The following is a 13,819-nucleotide window of genomic DNA, read 5'->3' on the forward strand; positions in this document are numbered from 1 at the left end:
GAACAAAATGACTGACATGAAAAAATCCGCCGGCTTTCCGACGGATTTTTGTCTTGTTTAGTTTTGTTCTCTTAATTTGCGAAGAATCATTTTTTGTTCCACGCCGGCGACTAAGCGACGGGTGTAATCCACCGTGTCCGGGTTGACGGACATGGAGGTGATTCCGCATTCTACGAGGAATTCTGCAAATTCGGGGTATTGGCTCGGGCCTTGACCGCAAATGGAGCAGGTGATGCCTTTCTTGTTAGCGGCATCGACTAAGATCTTAATGGCGCGCTTCACGGCTTCGTTTCGTTCGTCGAAGTAGCCCATACGGTTCAAGATACCGCTGTCGCGGTCGGCACCCATGGTGAGCTGAGTCAAGTCATTGGATCCGATGGAGAAGCCGTCGACCAGTTCGGCGAATTCTTCCGCTTGGAAGACCACCGAGGGGACTTCAGCCATGATCCAAATCTTGAAGTTTTTGGATTGCTTCAAGCCTTCTTCCGCCAAAATATTTTTCACGACGACCAGCTCTTCCGGCGTACGGACGAAGGGCAACATGGCAACCACATTGTCCAAACCGAAATCTTCGCGCACCTTGCGCATGGCCTTACATTCCAGACGGAAGCCCTTTTCGTATTCCGGAGAAATGTAACGGCTGACGCCACGCCATCCGATCATGGGGTTTTCTTCGTGGGGTTCCACTTCGTCGCCGCCCTTGAGGCCGCGGAATTCGTTGGTACGGAAGTCGCTCATGCGAACGACGACTTGTTTCGGGTAGATAGCGCCGGCTACTTCTGCAATGCCTTCGGCCAATTGATCGATAAGGATGTCTCCTTGATCGGTCTTCGCCAGGTACATGGGGTGAGCGCCGATTTTATTGGTGAAAATAAATTCCGTGCGCATGAGGCCGATGCCGTCGAAGGGCAGGTTTTTATATTTTTCGATCAACGCCGGTTCGCCTAAGTTCATGTAGATCTTGGTTGCCGTCGTCGGTGCCACGATTTGACGAAGTTCTTCGGCGGAAATGCCGATGCCTGCGCCTGCGCCGGCGTTTTCGTCTTTTTTCTTTGCTTTATCCTTTAATACATCGCCTTCGTATACGACGCCGCGAGTGGCATCGACGGTAATGAATTGGTCGTCTTCCAAAACGGATGTCGCGGTGTTGCTGCCTACGATACAGGGAATGCCCAATTCCCGGCTGACGATGGCGGCGTGACAGGTTCTTCCACCTTCGTCGGTAACGACGGCGGCTGCGGTACGCATAGCGGGTACCATGTCGGGGTTGGTCATGCCTGTAACGAGGATGTCCCCTTCTTTAACCAGGTTAATTTCGCTGACATCTTTAATCTTTTTAACCTTGCCTCGTCCGATGCCCGGCGATGCCGCCAAGCCGCGAACCAGGGGATTTAATTTTTCAGGTGCTTGATTCATGCCTTCCTCTTTCTCGCCTTCCGATGCGCTTTCCGCTTCACCTAATGTGGTAATGGGTCTGGATTGTAAAATGTAGAGGCCCTTGGTATCTCTGTCCATGCCCCATTCGATGTCTTGTACGCTGCCGTAAAGGCTTTCGATTTTAAGACCCGCGTCGATTAAGGTGCCTAATTCTTCTTTCGTCAGGCATTCTTCCTTCACGGCGCCGGCGCCTAAAATATCTTCCACATCGGCTTCGTGGGTGCCGATGCCCGAATCATTTTGTACGACGATTTTCTTTTTGTCTGCGATGACCTTTTCGATAATCGACTTGTCGCTTTTCTTAATGACGTATTCGTCGGGCGTGACGGTGCCGCTGACCACGGCTTCGCCTAAGCCGTAGCTGGCGTTAATCATCATTTCGTCGCGGCTGTTGGTAATGGGGTTGGCCGTAAACATAACGCCGGATTTTTCCGAGTTGACCATTTTTTGTACGACGACTGCCAAGGAAACGGCGAAGTGGTCGTAATTTTGTTTTTCTCTGTAGTAAATGGCACGAGGCGTCCACAAAGAAGCCCAGCACTTGCGTACGTGATGAACCAGCTCTTCTTCTCCGGCAATGTGTAAGTAAGTATCTTGTTGGCCGGCAAAGGATGCGTCGGGCAAGTCTTCCGCCGTAGCCGAAGAGCGCACGGCCACTTGGGGATCTCTCAAGTCGATGGAGCGACTGAATTCTTTATAAGCTAATACAATTTCTTCTTCCAGGGCCGGATCGATTTCACCCTGCTCGATATTTCTGCGAATGTCGTTGGAAGCCGCGGTAAGCATATCCACGTCGTCCACGTCTAAATCTTGCATTAAAAAACGGACTTTTTCGTCGAGGCCCGCGTATTCGATAAAGGCGTCATAGCCCTTGGATGTAACGCAGAATCCCGGGGGTACGTCCAAACCGAAATTGGTCATTTCGCCGAGATTGGCACCTTTGCCGCCGACGATGTCCACGTCGTCCTTGCGAATTTCATGAAAAAAACGAATGTACTTAAAACCTGTCATAGAATTCCTCCTCGAGATTTATTATAACACAATCATCATTATGTTGTACTATATATTCCGAGATTTTTTCAGCTCAGCGATGGATTTTGTACTCACCTGCTCCCGATCGATGGAAAGGGCGGCGATTGCCTTATCGATGGCTTCCCTGTTCGGCCCTTCGATTTCCATATATGGATCGGGGAAACTTTCGGGATCCCAGCGGTCCAGGTCGATGCGGCACTGCTTAAAGGCATAGCTGATGCGGTGCTTCTTCGCTTCTTCTACCAGTCCGTAGCCCAAGAGGTCGAAGATGGCGCGCATCTCGCGGGCATCGTCGATGATCACCGTGTGCTCGTCGTAGGCACGCACGCCTTCATCGCACTTTTTCTCCTTGAAGGTGCATTGAATGGTTTCGCCCCCGTCCTTTTCGACGCGGCGAATGCGCAGATAGCCGAGCCCTGCGGGAATGGGATGGCCGGCGGAGTCGATGAGGTAGTTGGTCTGGCGCTCCTCGCCAATTTTCTCTCCGCCTAAGTCGACGAGCCTTCTTTCCATCTCATTTAAGTCCACGTGAAGGACTTTGACCTCGATTTCTCTTTCCATCCTACACCTCGATCTTTCGCAGTTCGAAATCGATGTAATCCGACGACACGCAGTAGTACTCGATTCCATCGATCTTTCCCTCGACGATAAATTTATGGCCGTAGCTGTGAAGATGGCCGTAAATGCAAATATCGATTCCCGCCGATACCATAAGCTCGGCGAAGTCGTTGGGCTCGCCCTTGGCGTTAAAGGGCGGGTAATGCAGAAGGGCGATTCTTTTTTCGATGGTTTCGCCTTTCGCCTTTTTCTCCATATCGTCGATGCTCAATTGCAGGCGGTTTAATTCCCGCTTGTAAATTTTTTCGTCCTGTTCGTCGAAGCTGGTGGCGTCGATATCCGTCCAGCCCCGGCTGCCGCAAAAAGCCACCTTGCCGTCCACGGCGCCGGTGTTGTGCAAGAACTCGATGGTCTTTAGATTCAAGCCCTTGAGCTTGTTCATGGAAGACCACCAATAGTCGTGATTGCCCTTGATCAAATATTTTTTCCCGGGCAATTCGTCCAGTCGACGAAGATCGATCTCTCCTTCTTCCAATTTCAGCGCCCATGAAATATCGCCGACGACCAGCACGCGGTCATCCTCGGCGACGAGTTTCTCCCATGAAGAAAAAATCTTCTCCTCATGGTTCTCCCATTTTTCTCCGAAAACATCCATGGGCTTTTCTTTCTTATGATCTAAATGTAAATCGCCAATCGCCCAAATCAATCGGCACTCCTTTCTATTTTAACGGCGTGGTAAATTCGATAACCTGCCGGTTTAATTTTTTTAAAACTTCTTTCAAACGTTCTTTTCTGTCTCCGTCCATGTAAACGAAGCCGTCGTCAAAGACCATGGGAATCGACGGATCCATTTTGTCGATGGCGGCGAGGCGCAAAGATAATACCAAGAGATCCGCCGTGGATCGGCTCAGCTGCGTTTCTCTCAGCCAGCGCCCGTCGGCCTTGGAAAGGACGAAGCCCTTATCCGAAAGAGCGATTTTATCGTAGCGGCCGTCGGACAGAGCGCGCATATAGGCCGCGCCGTCATTTAACAGACTCTGCTGAAAATCGTCGCTTCCCGCTTCGTCGAGCTCTCGAATCATACCTTCGCAAATTTCCACGAGCTCGAGCTTTTTCATCAGCTGCTCTTGGCGGGCGCGCTCCCCTTCGTAATCCTTCGCCGTCTGTTTCATCTTCAGGTCCAGGGCATCTTTTTCCTCGTGGCGCGCGTCCACATGGCCGATTTGTCTTTGCAGGGCTTCGATCTTTTCGTCCAAACCCACATCAAGGGGCATCTGCTCCAGCTCTCTGCCCCGCCGCATCATGGCGTCGGCCAGGCCTTCCATGGTAATGTCCTCTTCCGTCAAGGCGTCGAACCATTGGAAGCAGGCGTTCTTTTTTTCCAGCAATTGATCCCGCTCGAAAAAGGCCTGATGGTAGCGCTTCATGGTGCGCAGGGTCATGCGTCGCAAAATAAATAATACGAGGGTGGCGGCAAAGCACAAGGCCGTAAAAAGCGCCGAGGCCGTCGCCAAATCCATGCGATCGCGAGAGAAGAAAAAGGCAGTGAGTGCGGCCAAAATAACCGCCGCCAGCCCGGCCAACTTGTAATAAATGCCTCGCGAGAGGCCTTTGCCGCTCTTTCGCTCGTAGCGTTCGATTTCTTTCTCGTTTTCATCCAAGGCGCGGTCCCATGCCCGCACCTCTTCCGTCGCCGATGCCAGCCGAGGCAAGAGCACTTCCTTGTCCCTCGCCTGTTTTTGGCGCTGTTTTAAATCCCGAAGGCGGCGCAGCAAATCTTCCCGGTCTGCTTGCGTTTCGTCGTAGCTCCTGGACTTGGCGCGATAGTCCGCCATGGTCTCTTCCAAATCCCTGAGCTTTTCACGATTGTCGCCGATGGGAGATTTTTTCGCCCGCGCCGTGCCCAAGGCTTTTTTCTCCTTAGCCAGGTAATCGAAGGCGCCCTGCACGTCCAAAGCGGTGCTGCTCGTGTGCAGGAAGTTTTTCATTTCCTGCATGCGCTTAAAAATCGCCTCCGCTCCCGTGGACTGCAAATCCTCCATGGCAAAAAAGCGCAGAAAATCGCCCTGAGACAGATTCCAAAACAAGGCGCCCGGTTGCGGAATGCCGGAAAAAGTATAGAGCTTTTCCGAATCCGGCAAAAGCCGATTGCTTTCCATATCGAAAATCTGAAGGGATTCTTTCTCTTTTATAAAATTTCGCTCGATTAAATAGCGCTTCTCGGCCACGTCCAGCTCCATGGCGGCGGAAAAATCCCTGCCTTCCAAGGGAAAGTAGTCGTCATAGGCCGAGGAATAGAGTTTGCGCGCCGGGCTGTCTTTGGAAAAGCCGTATAATATGGCCTGAATACAGGCCGCCGTCGTGGTCTTCCCCGATTCGTTGGGACCCTTGAGGCATTGATAGCCTTCGTCGAAGGTCACCGTCGTGTCGTGAAAGCATCCAAAATCGCGCATGTAAAGTTTATGAATCATAATCTTCCCCCAACAGGGCCCGCAAACCTAAATCACATAGGGCGAGGCGCGTCTCTTCATCGGCATCGTAGTCCTTTGCCCGCGCTAAAAAAGCGCCGAGGAAATCCCCTTCGTGCTCCTTCTCCATCTGCTCGATAATTTTCGGCAAATTCTTTTCCCAGTGAAGTTCATACAATAGGCCTTTTTCGTCGAAAATCCTCCTTAGCTCCCTATCCAGTATGCCGCTGTAGGCGCCGGAAAGGTAAAAGCTGTAGACGGCATCGTCGGAAGAGGCCAAGGCATGAGCATCGGCGACGATTTCATCGTCATCCTCATCGTCTCTTCGCAAATAGTTTTTCTGCCTTAAAATCCGCTCCGCCACAGGCACGTAACGCGTCGTAAGAAGATCGTCCAACTCGCCCAAGATGACGCCGAGTTTTCCTCGATCCGTTCGATCCAAGGGCTCCGGCGTGCCACACATTTGCAATTTGTTTTCGTACATGGTCGGCTTGTGAACATGACCCAGGGCGATGTAGTCGAAAGCATAGAGCAGATTGGCGTCCACGGGAAAATAGCCGTCACCGCCGCTCCAATTGCCATGGTGCAAGAGCACGCGCCGGAAATCGACCTCGTCGTCGCCGTCGAACTGCAGGATTTTATTGTAACTCGCCCGGGTCCAGCTGGTGCCGTAAAAGGCCACGTTGTTCGCTTCGTCGACGTAGCGGTCCATGGATTCATTGGAAAACAAAACAACATTTTCCGGCAGACGGGACGAAAGGTAGTCGTAAAGTTTGTAATCGTGATTGCCCAGAAGCAGCAAGGTCGTAAAGGGGGCCCGGTCCAAACAGGCCAGGACGTAATCCACTTCTTCAGGCATGACCTTGTCCTGCTCGAAAATATCGCCGACGAGGAAAAGATAGTCGATCTTTTCATGAATGCCCAACTTTAAAATGCGCTCAAAGGTGCGAAAGCGGTCTTTTCGCCCGATCTTCCGGACCTCTTCCCGTTCGTAGGGGAAGCTTCGCCCCAAGTGAAGGTCCGCCGTGTGCAGAAAACGCATTACTTAATTAATTTTTGTACCGCTTTAAACTCTGCGGTACCGGATACGCTGTTTAAATCGAATAAAATCGTCTCCGTGGAGCGAATCGACGCACCCATTTGACGCATTTCCTCGAAGGCATAGAGGGCGTTTTCGGCGCTTCTGGAGCTGACGGCGTCGTGGGCCACGGTAACTTCGTAACCTTTGGCGATGAGATCCCGCACGGTCATTAAGACGCAGATATGGGCTTCGATGCCGCATACCACCACTTGCTTCGGCTTCTTTTCGTCGAAATAAGCGGCGATTTCCTCATCCAACATACAGGAGAAGGCCTTCTTGTCGAAATCCGCACCACGGGTCACTTTACCGCGAATGGCTTCGTCAAATTCGCCGAGGCCTTTTTTATATTGGGTGGTAAAGACGGCGGGAATTTGCATTATTTCGGCCGCATCGGCCAGTATGCCCGCATAATGCTTGACGCGTTCGTTGGAATCCACGGCGGCAGCCAAGGTGCCCTGAATGTCGATAAATAAAAACATGACCTTCTCTCTATCTAGGCAAAAATCCATTTTATACCTCCATTTGTTGTACATCTATTTTGTTCATCAGACCTTTTAGTATACCGAAATCCGTGTCCGGTTCCGTCACGGCGGCGGCCTGAGCCAGTTTTAATAACATCGTCGCATCGTATTTTCTCACGATGCCCGCCGCCAAAGCCACGGCGGCGGCGTGGAGATCGAAGTCCACGCCTTTTTCTTCGTTTTTTGCAAAGTAGTAGCTTTCCCGGGCATAAAGAATAGAGCCCCGCTCGCTTCCCGTCACGAGAATCAGGGGAATGTCGCCGCCATAGAGCTTATCCAGGCCTTGAACGATGTCGCCCAAAAAATTCATGGGCTTGTCCAGCAATTCTCCCAACACATCCCGCTCAACGACGATGCCGAAGGGCCTCGCTTCTCTCGTCTCTTCCGGATCATCTCCGCTTTCGGCGAGCATGATTACCGGCTTCGACTGTTTGCGGGCGTAGCGTACCAAGGGCAGCTTCATGGCTTCGGATTCATCCCTGCGGTTGCCCTTTGCCAGCACCACCACATCCGATGCGTCGGCCTCGTTTAAAAAGCGATCGTAGAAATCCACCATATCTTCCCTCGTCAGCCGAGGTTCCGGAGTTTCGATGGTCGAGGTCCTGTTTTTTTCTTCTAAAATCAAACGCTCCATGGTTTCGTCGCGAATGGCCTTCACGACGACATCGGTGCCCGAAAGGCCCATGAGTTTTTCGTAACGTTCCCCGGCGTTGCCTCCGAGAAATGTCATGAGCTTGGCGCTTTCATTGATATTTCTCGCAAGCTTGGCCATATGGGCGCCGTATCCGTCAGGCGCAATTTGTTTTTCCCGCACGAAGGATGTGGCGCCTTTGGGAAAGCTGTCCCCTTTTAACCGCGTCTCTAATATGGGATTTGTATCAATCAGTAAAATCATTATGCGTTAAATCGACGAATCACTTCTGCTTCGATCCAATCGATTTTCTCCTTTGCTTTGTCTTTATCTTTATCGCTGCTGTAAATATAGAGCTTGATCTTCGGCTCCGTGCCCGAAGGTCTGACGAAAAAGCGACTGCCGTCGTTTAAATGATATTCCAATACATTGCTCGTGCCGATGCCTTCCACGCCTTCGGCGTAGTCCACCTCTTTTTCCACCGTCAGGCTTTCGATGGAGCGAATGGGATTTTTCCGAAGATCCTCCATAATGGCTTGAATCTGAGCTTGGCCTTCCTGTCCTTCTTTCACCACGGACAGAAGTTTTTCTCCCTGATAATCGTATTTACGGAAGATATCTTCCAACACTTCCGGCAGGCGCTTGCCGATGCTTAAATAATAGGCCGCCATTTCCGCCGCTATCATGGAAGTAACCACGGCGTCTTTGTCGCGGACGTGATCGCCGTAAACATAGCCGATGCTCTCTTCGTAGCCGAATAAAAATTCGTATTCCTTCGTGTCGTCCCATCGATTGGCCGGGGCGCAAATATTTTTAAAGCCGGTTAGGGCATTGAACATGGCGACGCCGTAATGCTCACAAATTCTGCGGCCGATATCGCCGGTGACGATGCTCTTGACCACGGCGCTGTTAGTGGGCAGATCGCCTTTGCTCGAGCGACGGGACAAAATGTATTCCAAGAGCAGGGCTCCCGTTTGGTTGCCCGTAAAGGGAATGTATTCACCGGCTTCGTCTTTTGCCACGATGGCCACCCGGTCGCAGTCGGGATCCGTGGCGATTAAAAGATCTGCATCCACTTCTTTTCCCAGGTCCAGCGCCTTTTCAAAGGCATGGAAATCCTCGGGATTGGGATAACCCACGGAGGCGAAGGTACTGTCCGGTTCTGTTTGCTCTTCGACGAGATGAATATTGTGAAAGCCCCGCTCCTTTAAAATGCGGCGTACGGGCAGATTCCCCGTACCGTTTAACGGTGTATAGACGATGGAAATATCTTTTTTTACATCGTCTTCCACGGCCTTGTCCAACGTCAGAGCGTAGTATTTTTCTTCTACGTCATCGTCGATGACGTGAATCAAGCCTTCCTCTTTGTACGCCTCAAAGGATTTTTCAGGCCACACATCGTAACCGTATTTGGCGATTTCTCTGGAAATCTCGTCGGCCATGGCGTCTTGAATTTGGGAGCCCTCTTTCCAATACACTTTGTAGCCGTTGTACTCCTTGGGGTTGTGGCTCGCCGTCACGACGATGCCCGCCTGGGTTTTAAGTTCCCGCACAGCAAAGGACAGCATGGGCGTCGGACGAATGCCTTTATAAATATGCACTTGAATGCCGCAGGAGGCCAACATGGCCGCCGCCACTTCCATAAAGCGCTCGCTGCGCTCTCGCACGTCCCAAGCGATGGCCACACCGCGGTCCATGGCTTTCTGTCCACGCTTTTCAATGACGCCGGCAAGGCCTCGCGTGGCGCGGGCGATGACCTGTTCGTTCATGCGATTCGTGCCCGGCCCGATCTTGCCGCGAAGGCCCGCCGTGCCGAATGCCAGCTCCTGATAAAAACTGTCCGCCAATTCTTCCCCGGACATGTGCTGTAGCTTTTCTTTATCTTCATTGCAAAGGGTGGTCAGTTCTTTCCAATAATTAAAACGTTCGTGAATCACTATCTCAGCCCTCTTTCGTTAAATCTGCAAATTCTCCCTTTATCAATCGACGTAAATCTTCCGGATCGACGCGCATTTGCAGGCCTTTCTTTCCGGCGCTGACGTAAATGGCGTCATACAAAATGGCGCTTTCATGAATATAGGTGGGGAACAGCTTTTTCATGCCCACCGGCGAACAGCCGCCCCGAACATAGCCCGTCAAAGGCAGGAGATCTTTCACATGGAGCATTTCCATTTTCTTCTCGCCGGAAACTTTGGCCGCTTTTTTTAAATCCAATTCGTCCGCTACGGGTATGACAAAAACGAAATGTGCCTTGTCCTTTCCCTCGGCAACCAATGTTTTAAACACGGCCTCCACGGGCAAGTTATTGAGTTCTGCAATTTTAACGCCGTCTACCTCTACATCTCCGTCGTATTCAAAGGTTTCGTAAGGGATGCCGTCGGCATCTAAATGCCTCAGTGCATTTGTTTTTTTCATAATGACACCTCGCTTAATAGTATACCCGAATTTATAATTTACTGTCATTAGCTATAAAGCATCCATGCTATCTGATAGTTATTATATCAGTTCAGATCCGTAGACGGCACAGGTTTCCCGATCATTTACCATAGTGATCACGGAAACTAAATCAAGGCATAAAAAAATCGACACAGGCTTTTCTGTGCCGATAGGTTCTTATGCTTCCATGGTTTTCAGTCCCGACTTGGCAGCCCATATGAGAGACACGGTAAGCAGTATATGTCCGACGCCGGATATGGCCACCATGCCGATGCGCGTCACCTCTCCGGGGGTGTAGCCGTCGATCATGCCGTGGAGGAACATGGCGCTGAAGGAGAAAAACATGCCGAAATTATAAATCGTAAGCAGTTTTTTCAAGCGGGCGTTTTCGAATGCTCGATCCCGAATAAGCAAATAGGCTAGGGTCAAGAGGACAAAGCCCAATACGATTAAGTGGACGTGGAGAAAAGCCATTTTTGCCTCCACGGGATAAATCTTTCCGATTTCCCGGTAAAAGGCTCCGGCGAAAATGCCGAAGAACAAATAGGCCAGGGCGAATTGAAGCAGGTCGTTTATTTTGAAGTCGCCCTTTAGATTGCCATACAACTTCCAGACGATGAGCACGTACATCACCGTCTTCGGCATCATCAACATGCCAATGGTGGGATAGATGTTTTTAAGCAGAACCACGGGAACGTAAAAGAGGAAACTGAAAAAGACGAAGATATAAAGCTTGCCGAAATTTTCATTTGTTCTTTCTCTATACAAGAGTGCGATATCGATGATGCCCATGAGAGCGAAGGGTGCATTGGATATCAAATCCATGGAGGTGGCTCGATTAAAGGATAGGATCACCGTCACGATGCGTATCAGAAAGAGAATGGGCATCAGAACGTCCAAGCTGCGATTCGTCTTCTTCATCTCCCGGCGAATATAGTAGTAAAACAAAAGATAGAACAGAGACATGGTCATAGCAGAAATACGCGTCCCGAGAAATAATCCGGCGGCATTCACTTCAAAGCCGTCGACTGTCGCCTGAGCCACGATCCGCGGAATCAAGTGAACGGAATCGCCGAGCCCCAAGAGCAATGTCATGGCGCCGATTAGGCCGCTGTTCGGCTTTCTCAAAAGCAAAATTCGAATGCCGAGAAACAAAACGAAAATCAAATACATACTGTCAAAAAACAGCTCAAAGTCTTTCATTGCCTATGCCCTCCAGTAGATACTCGATGTATTGCGTCGAGACCTCTTTAAATTCTTCCTTGCTGTAATCCTCGATCATGCTGTCTTTAATCAGTTCGTGGAATACCGCCATCATATATAAAATCATATGGGCCTCGCTCTTTCCGTAATGCTTCTTCACGAAACTTTTTCCGTGGGAAAGGGTGCTTTTTTCAAAAGCCAAAAACTGAGGCCGATACAAATTCCGTAAATTGTGATCGTAAAGATCCTCCAACAAAAATTTCTGATAAGCCCAAAGAGTGGCTTCGGGGTCGTTGTGATTTTTTTCGAATAAATCAAAAAACACGTGGTGAACGTGGCCCGTGGCTTCTTTTAAAACCGTGAAATAGCAATCGTCCAAGTCCTCGAAGTACTGGTAAAAGGATCCCCGCGCGATGTCCAAAGCCTTGACGATTTTCGATACATTGATTTCATCCACCGGCGTCTCTTCAAAAAACTCTCGCAGGGCAAGCTGCAGCCGCTCTTTCTTTTCCTTATCCAAACGTTCAAATGTTGCTTTCGCCATGATTACCTCCATTGTGACACGTTGTCATATCTTATAGAATACGCTTCTCTGTCTTCCTTGTCAACTGACAAAATCTATTAAAAAACGCCCCGACATTCGTCGAAGCGTTCCAGGATTACTAAAAGCGATTTTATTTAAATCACACTACACGTCTAAATCTAAATCATCCACATCGCCTGCATCGTAGGCGTCCCAATAGCTGTCGTAATCGTCGTAGATCTCCGCCTCGTCGGCTTCGCCGTCGTAGCCCTCGTCATAGAGAATGTCCTGCTCGTGAGAATCGTCGTCCTTCTCTTTGTGCGTAAAGATACTTTGATTTCCGCGCTCCTTTCGCAACCGCTCTTCCTCACGAATAATGTAGTGAGCCAACCACAGTTGAAAGAACTCGTCGGCCTCCCGCTCGGCTTCTTCCTCTTCCAAGCGCAATGCTTCCGAATCAGGATCTTCGTCGATGCCCTCTTTATACGTGACCTCGGCGCTGCTGATCAACGACTCCAGGGTTTGAAACTTCACGCCGAAATCCGTGCACTTTTCATAATCGCCGGTGACATAAAAACCGGGAGCCACTTGCTTCAATAAATTATCGGCAAGGGAGTTTAAAATCCTTTTTAAAAAATACAAATTCCACCGGGATCCGTCTTCGTTATGTACGACGCCTTTTTCCATGAGCAGTTCCAATCGACACAGTGAATCAAACTGACTCTTCCGAATCAAAAAAGGATTTGTAATGGAAAGCTGCGCCAAAAACAAAGCCACTTCTTCGCTTACATTGTATTTAATCGCTCCTTCATAGATACTTTTATACAAATTCTGCGCCGATTGAATCGTTTCATCCAACTCCTCGCCCGTGTCCACCAAAGCCAGGGAGCGAATAATCTGATCTCTGTCCGTGGGATTTGGCTTTGCTTTCTTTTCTGTCGATCCAACTCCCGTCGACTGAGCCTTATTTTCCGGCGGAACATAGGGAAATTTTTTTCGCAAGTAAATAAATAGAAGAAGGAAGAAGATGCCGGCACCCATCCACAACCAAAAATACAAGTCCATAATCGCCCCCGCATCGCCAAAAAATTTTACCTAAATCGCAAATCTATTATTCTATGAACACAATAAAAAAGCAAGCTTACAAAAAGTAAACTTGCTTTGGCGTACCACAGAGGATTCGAACCCCTGACCTTCTGGTCCGTAGCCAGACGCTCTATCCAGCTGAGCTAGTGGTACAAGTGGAGCGGAAGACGAGATTCGAACTCGCGACCCTCGCCTTGGCAAGGCGATGCTCTACCACTGAGCCACTTCCGCATATGGTGGAGGAGAGTGGATTCGAACCACTGAAAGCTGAGCTAACGGATTTACAGTCCGTCCCCTTTGGCCAACTCGGGAACTCCTCCCTATGGAATTGTATCCATTTAAGAAAAATGGCGACCTGGATCGGACTCGAACCGACGACCTCCAGCGTGACAGGCTGGCATTCTAACCAACTGAACTACCAGGCCAGGTTGGTGGGCGCAATAGGGCTCGAACCTATGACCCCCTGCTTGTAAGGCAGGTGCTCTCCCAACTGAGCTATGCGCCCTTATATGGTGACCCCGCCGGGATTCGAACCCGGGTAACCGCCGTGAAAGGGCGGTGTCTTAACCGCTTGACCACGGGGCCTTATGGTAGCGGTGAACAGACTTGAACTGTTGACACTACGGGTATGAACCGTATGCTCTAGCCAGCTGAGCTACACCGCCATAATTAGTTCATCGCTTTGCAGAAGCAAGACGATTAACTCAAAAAAATAATGGTAGCGGGAGCAGGATTTGAACCTACGACCTTCGGGTTATGAGCCCGACGAGCTACCAGACTGCTCCATCCCGCGCTATTCATTGCTGATGGATACATCATCCATGATGGTGCCGAGGACCGGAA

At 50.2% G+C, this 13,819-nt stretch carries 12 protein-coding genes and 8 tRNA genes; all 20 read right to left on the bottom strand.

The features are described from left to right. Positions 1–57 precede the first annotated feature (57 nt). The 20 genes from ppsA to BN7444_RS08965 all read right to left on the bottom strand — a co-directional run bounded on the left by ppsA (position 58) and on the right by BN7444_RS08965 (position 13,769). Positions 58–2,448 carry a phosphoenolpyruvate synthase gene (gene ppsA, locus BN7444_RS08870; protein ID WP_068458320.1) on the bottom strand — a complete coding sequence of 797 codons (2,391 nt, stop codon included), beginning with the start codon at positions 2,446–2,448 and terminating at the stop codon, positions 58–60. 48 nt (positions 2,449–2,496) lie between these two features. Then, positions 2,497–3,030 carry a class IV adenylate cyclase gene (locus BN7444_RS08875; protein ID WP_068458321.1) on the bottom strand — a complete coding sequence of 178 codons (534 nt, stop codon included), beginning with the start codon at positions 3,028–3,030 and terminating at the stop codon, positions 2,497–2,499. 1 nt (position 3,031) lies between these two features. After that, positions 3,032–3,733 (bottom strand): metallophosphoesterase, encoded by a 702-nt coding sequence (locus tag BN7444_RS08880; RefSeq protein ID WP_068458323.1) that lies wholly within the window; start codon positions 3,731–3,733, stop codon positions 3,032–3,034. A 13-nt stretch (positions 3,734–3,746) separates the two neighbouring features. After that, positions 3,747–5,498: an ATP-binding protein gene (locus BN7444_RS08885; protein WP_068458325.1), complete on the bottom strand. Its 1,752-nt coding sequence runs from the start codon at positions 5,496–5,498 to the stop codon at positions 3,747–3,749. Beyond that, a complete protein-coding gene (locus tag BN7444_RS08890) occupies positions 5,488–6,537 on the bottom strand; it encodes a metallophosphoesterase family protein (RefSeq protein WP_068458327.1) in 1,050 nt (349 codons plus the stop codon). The genes BN7444_RS08885 and BN7444_RS08890 overlap by 11 nt, the downstream gene beginning before the upstream one ends. Continuing rightward, positions 6,537–7,085, bottom strand: coding sequence for an isochorismatase family protein (locus BN7444_RS08895; protein WP_068458329.1), 549 nt, complete (start codon positions 7,083–7,085; stop codon positions 6,537–6,539). The genes BN7444_RS08890 and BN7444_RS08895 overlap by 1 nt, the downstream gene beginning before the upstream one ends. 1 nt (position 7,086) lies before the next feature. Then, positions 7,087–7,992 carry a hypothetical protein gene (locus tag BN7444_RS08900; RefSeq protein ID WP_068458331.1) on the bottom strand — a complete coding sequence of 302 codons (906 nt, stop codon included), beginning with the start codon at positions 7,990–7,992 and terminating at the stop codon, positions 7,087–7,089. After that, complete coding sequence (locus tag BN7444_RS08905; protein ID WP_245654215.1) at positions 7,992–9,665, bottom strand: phospho-sugar mutase; 1,674 nt, start codon at positions 9,663–9,665, stop codon at positions 7,992–7,994. The genes BN7444_RS08900 and BN7444_RS08905 overlap by 1 nt, the downstream gene beginning before the upstream one ends. 4 nt (positions 9,666–9,669) lie before the next feature. Beyond that, a complete protein-coding gene (gene ybaK, locus BN7444_RS08910) occupies positions 9,670–10,143 on the bottom strand; it encodes a Cys-tRNA(Pro) deacylase (RefSeq protein ID WP_068458336.1) in 474 nt (157 codons plus the stop codon). 198 nt (positions 10,144–10,341) lie between these two features. After that, entirely contained in the window at positions 10,342–11,367 is a 1,026-nt protein-coding gene (locus BN7444_RS08915; protein ID WP_068458338.1) for a DUF2871 family protein, read from the bottom strand. Further along, positions 11,354–11,911, bottom strand: coding sequence for a TetR/AcrR family transcriptional regulator (locus tag BN7444_RS08920; protein ID WP_068458340.1), 558 nt, complete (start codon positions 11,909–11,911; stop codon positions 11,354–11,356). The genes BN7444_RS08915 and BN7444_RS08920 overlap by 14 nt, the downstream gene beginning before the upstream one ends. Before the next feature lie 144 nt (positions 11,912–12,055). Then, positions 12,056–12,955, bottom strand: coding sequence for a hypothetical protein (locus BN7444_RS08925; RefSeq protein WP_068458342.1), 900 nt, complete (start codon positions 12,953–12,955; stop codon positions 12,056–12,058). A 97-nt stretch (positions 12,956–13,052) separates the two neighbouring features. After that, positions 13,053–13,129 (bottom strand) — tRNA-Arg (locus tag BN7444_RS08930). Between the two features lie 3 nt (positions 13,130–13,132). Beyond that, a tRNA-Gly gene (locus BN7444_RS08935) sits at positions 13,133–13,207 on the bottom strand. Between the two features lie 3 nt (positions 13,208–13,210). Continuing rightward, a tRNA-Tyr gene (locus tag BN7444_RS08940) sits at positions 13,211–13,296 on the bottom strand. A 28-nt stretch (positions 13,297–13,324) separates the two neighbouring features. Next, positions 13,325–13,401 (bottom strand) — tRNA-Asp (locus BN7444_RS08945). Between the two features lie 4 nt (positions 13,402–13,405). Beyond that, positions 13,406–13,481, bottom strand: a tRNA-Val gene (locus BN7444_RS08950). 5 nt (positions 13,482–13,486) lie between these two features. Beyond that, positions 13,487–13,561: transfer RNA gene (locus tag BN7444_RS08955), tRNA-Glu, on the bottom strand. Positions 13,562–13,564: 3 nt separating this feature from the next. Continuing rightward, a tRNA-Met gene (locus BN7444_RS08960) sits at positions 13,565–13,641 on the bottom strand. Between the two features lie 51 nt (positions 13,642–13,692). Continuing rightward, positions 13,693–13,769: transfer RNA gene (locus BN7444_RS08965), tRNA-Met, on the bottom strand. Between the last annotated feature and the right edge of the window lie 50 nt (positions 13,770–13,819).

It is taken from the genome of Peptoniphilus pacaensis, assembly GCF_900088125.1.
In the GTDB taxonomy this organism is placed as follows: Bacteria; Bacillota; Clostridia; order Tissierellales; family Peptoniphilaceae; genus Aedoeadaptatus; species Aedoeadaptatus pacaensis.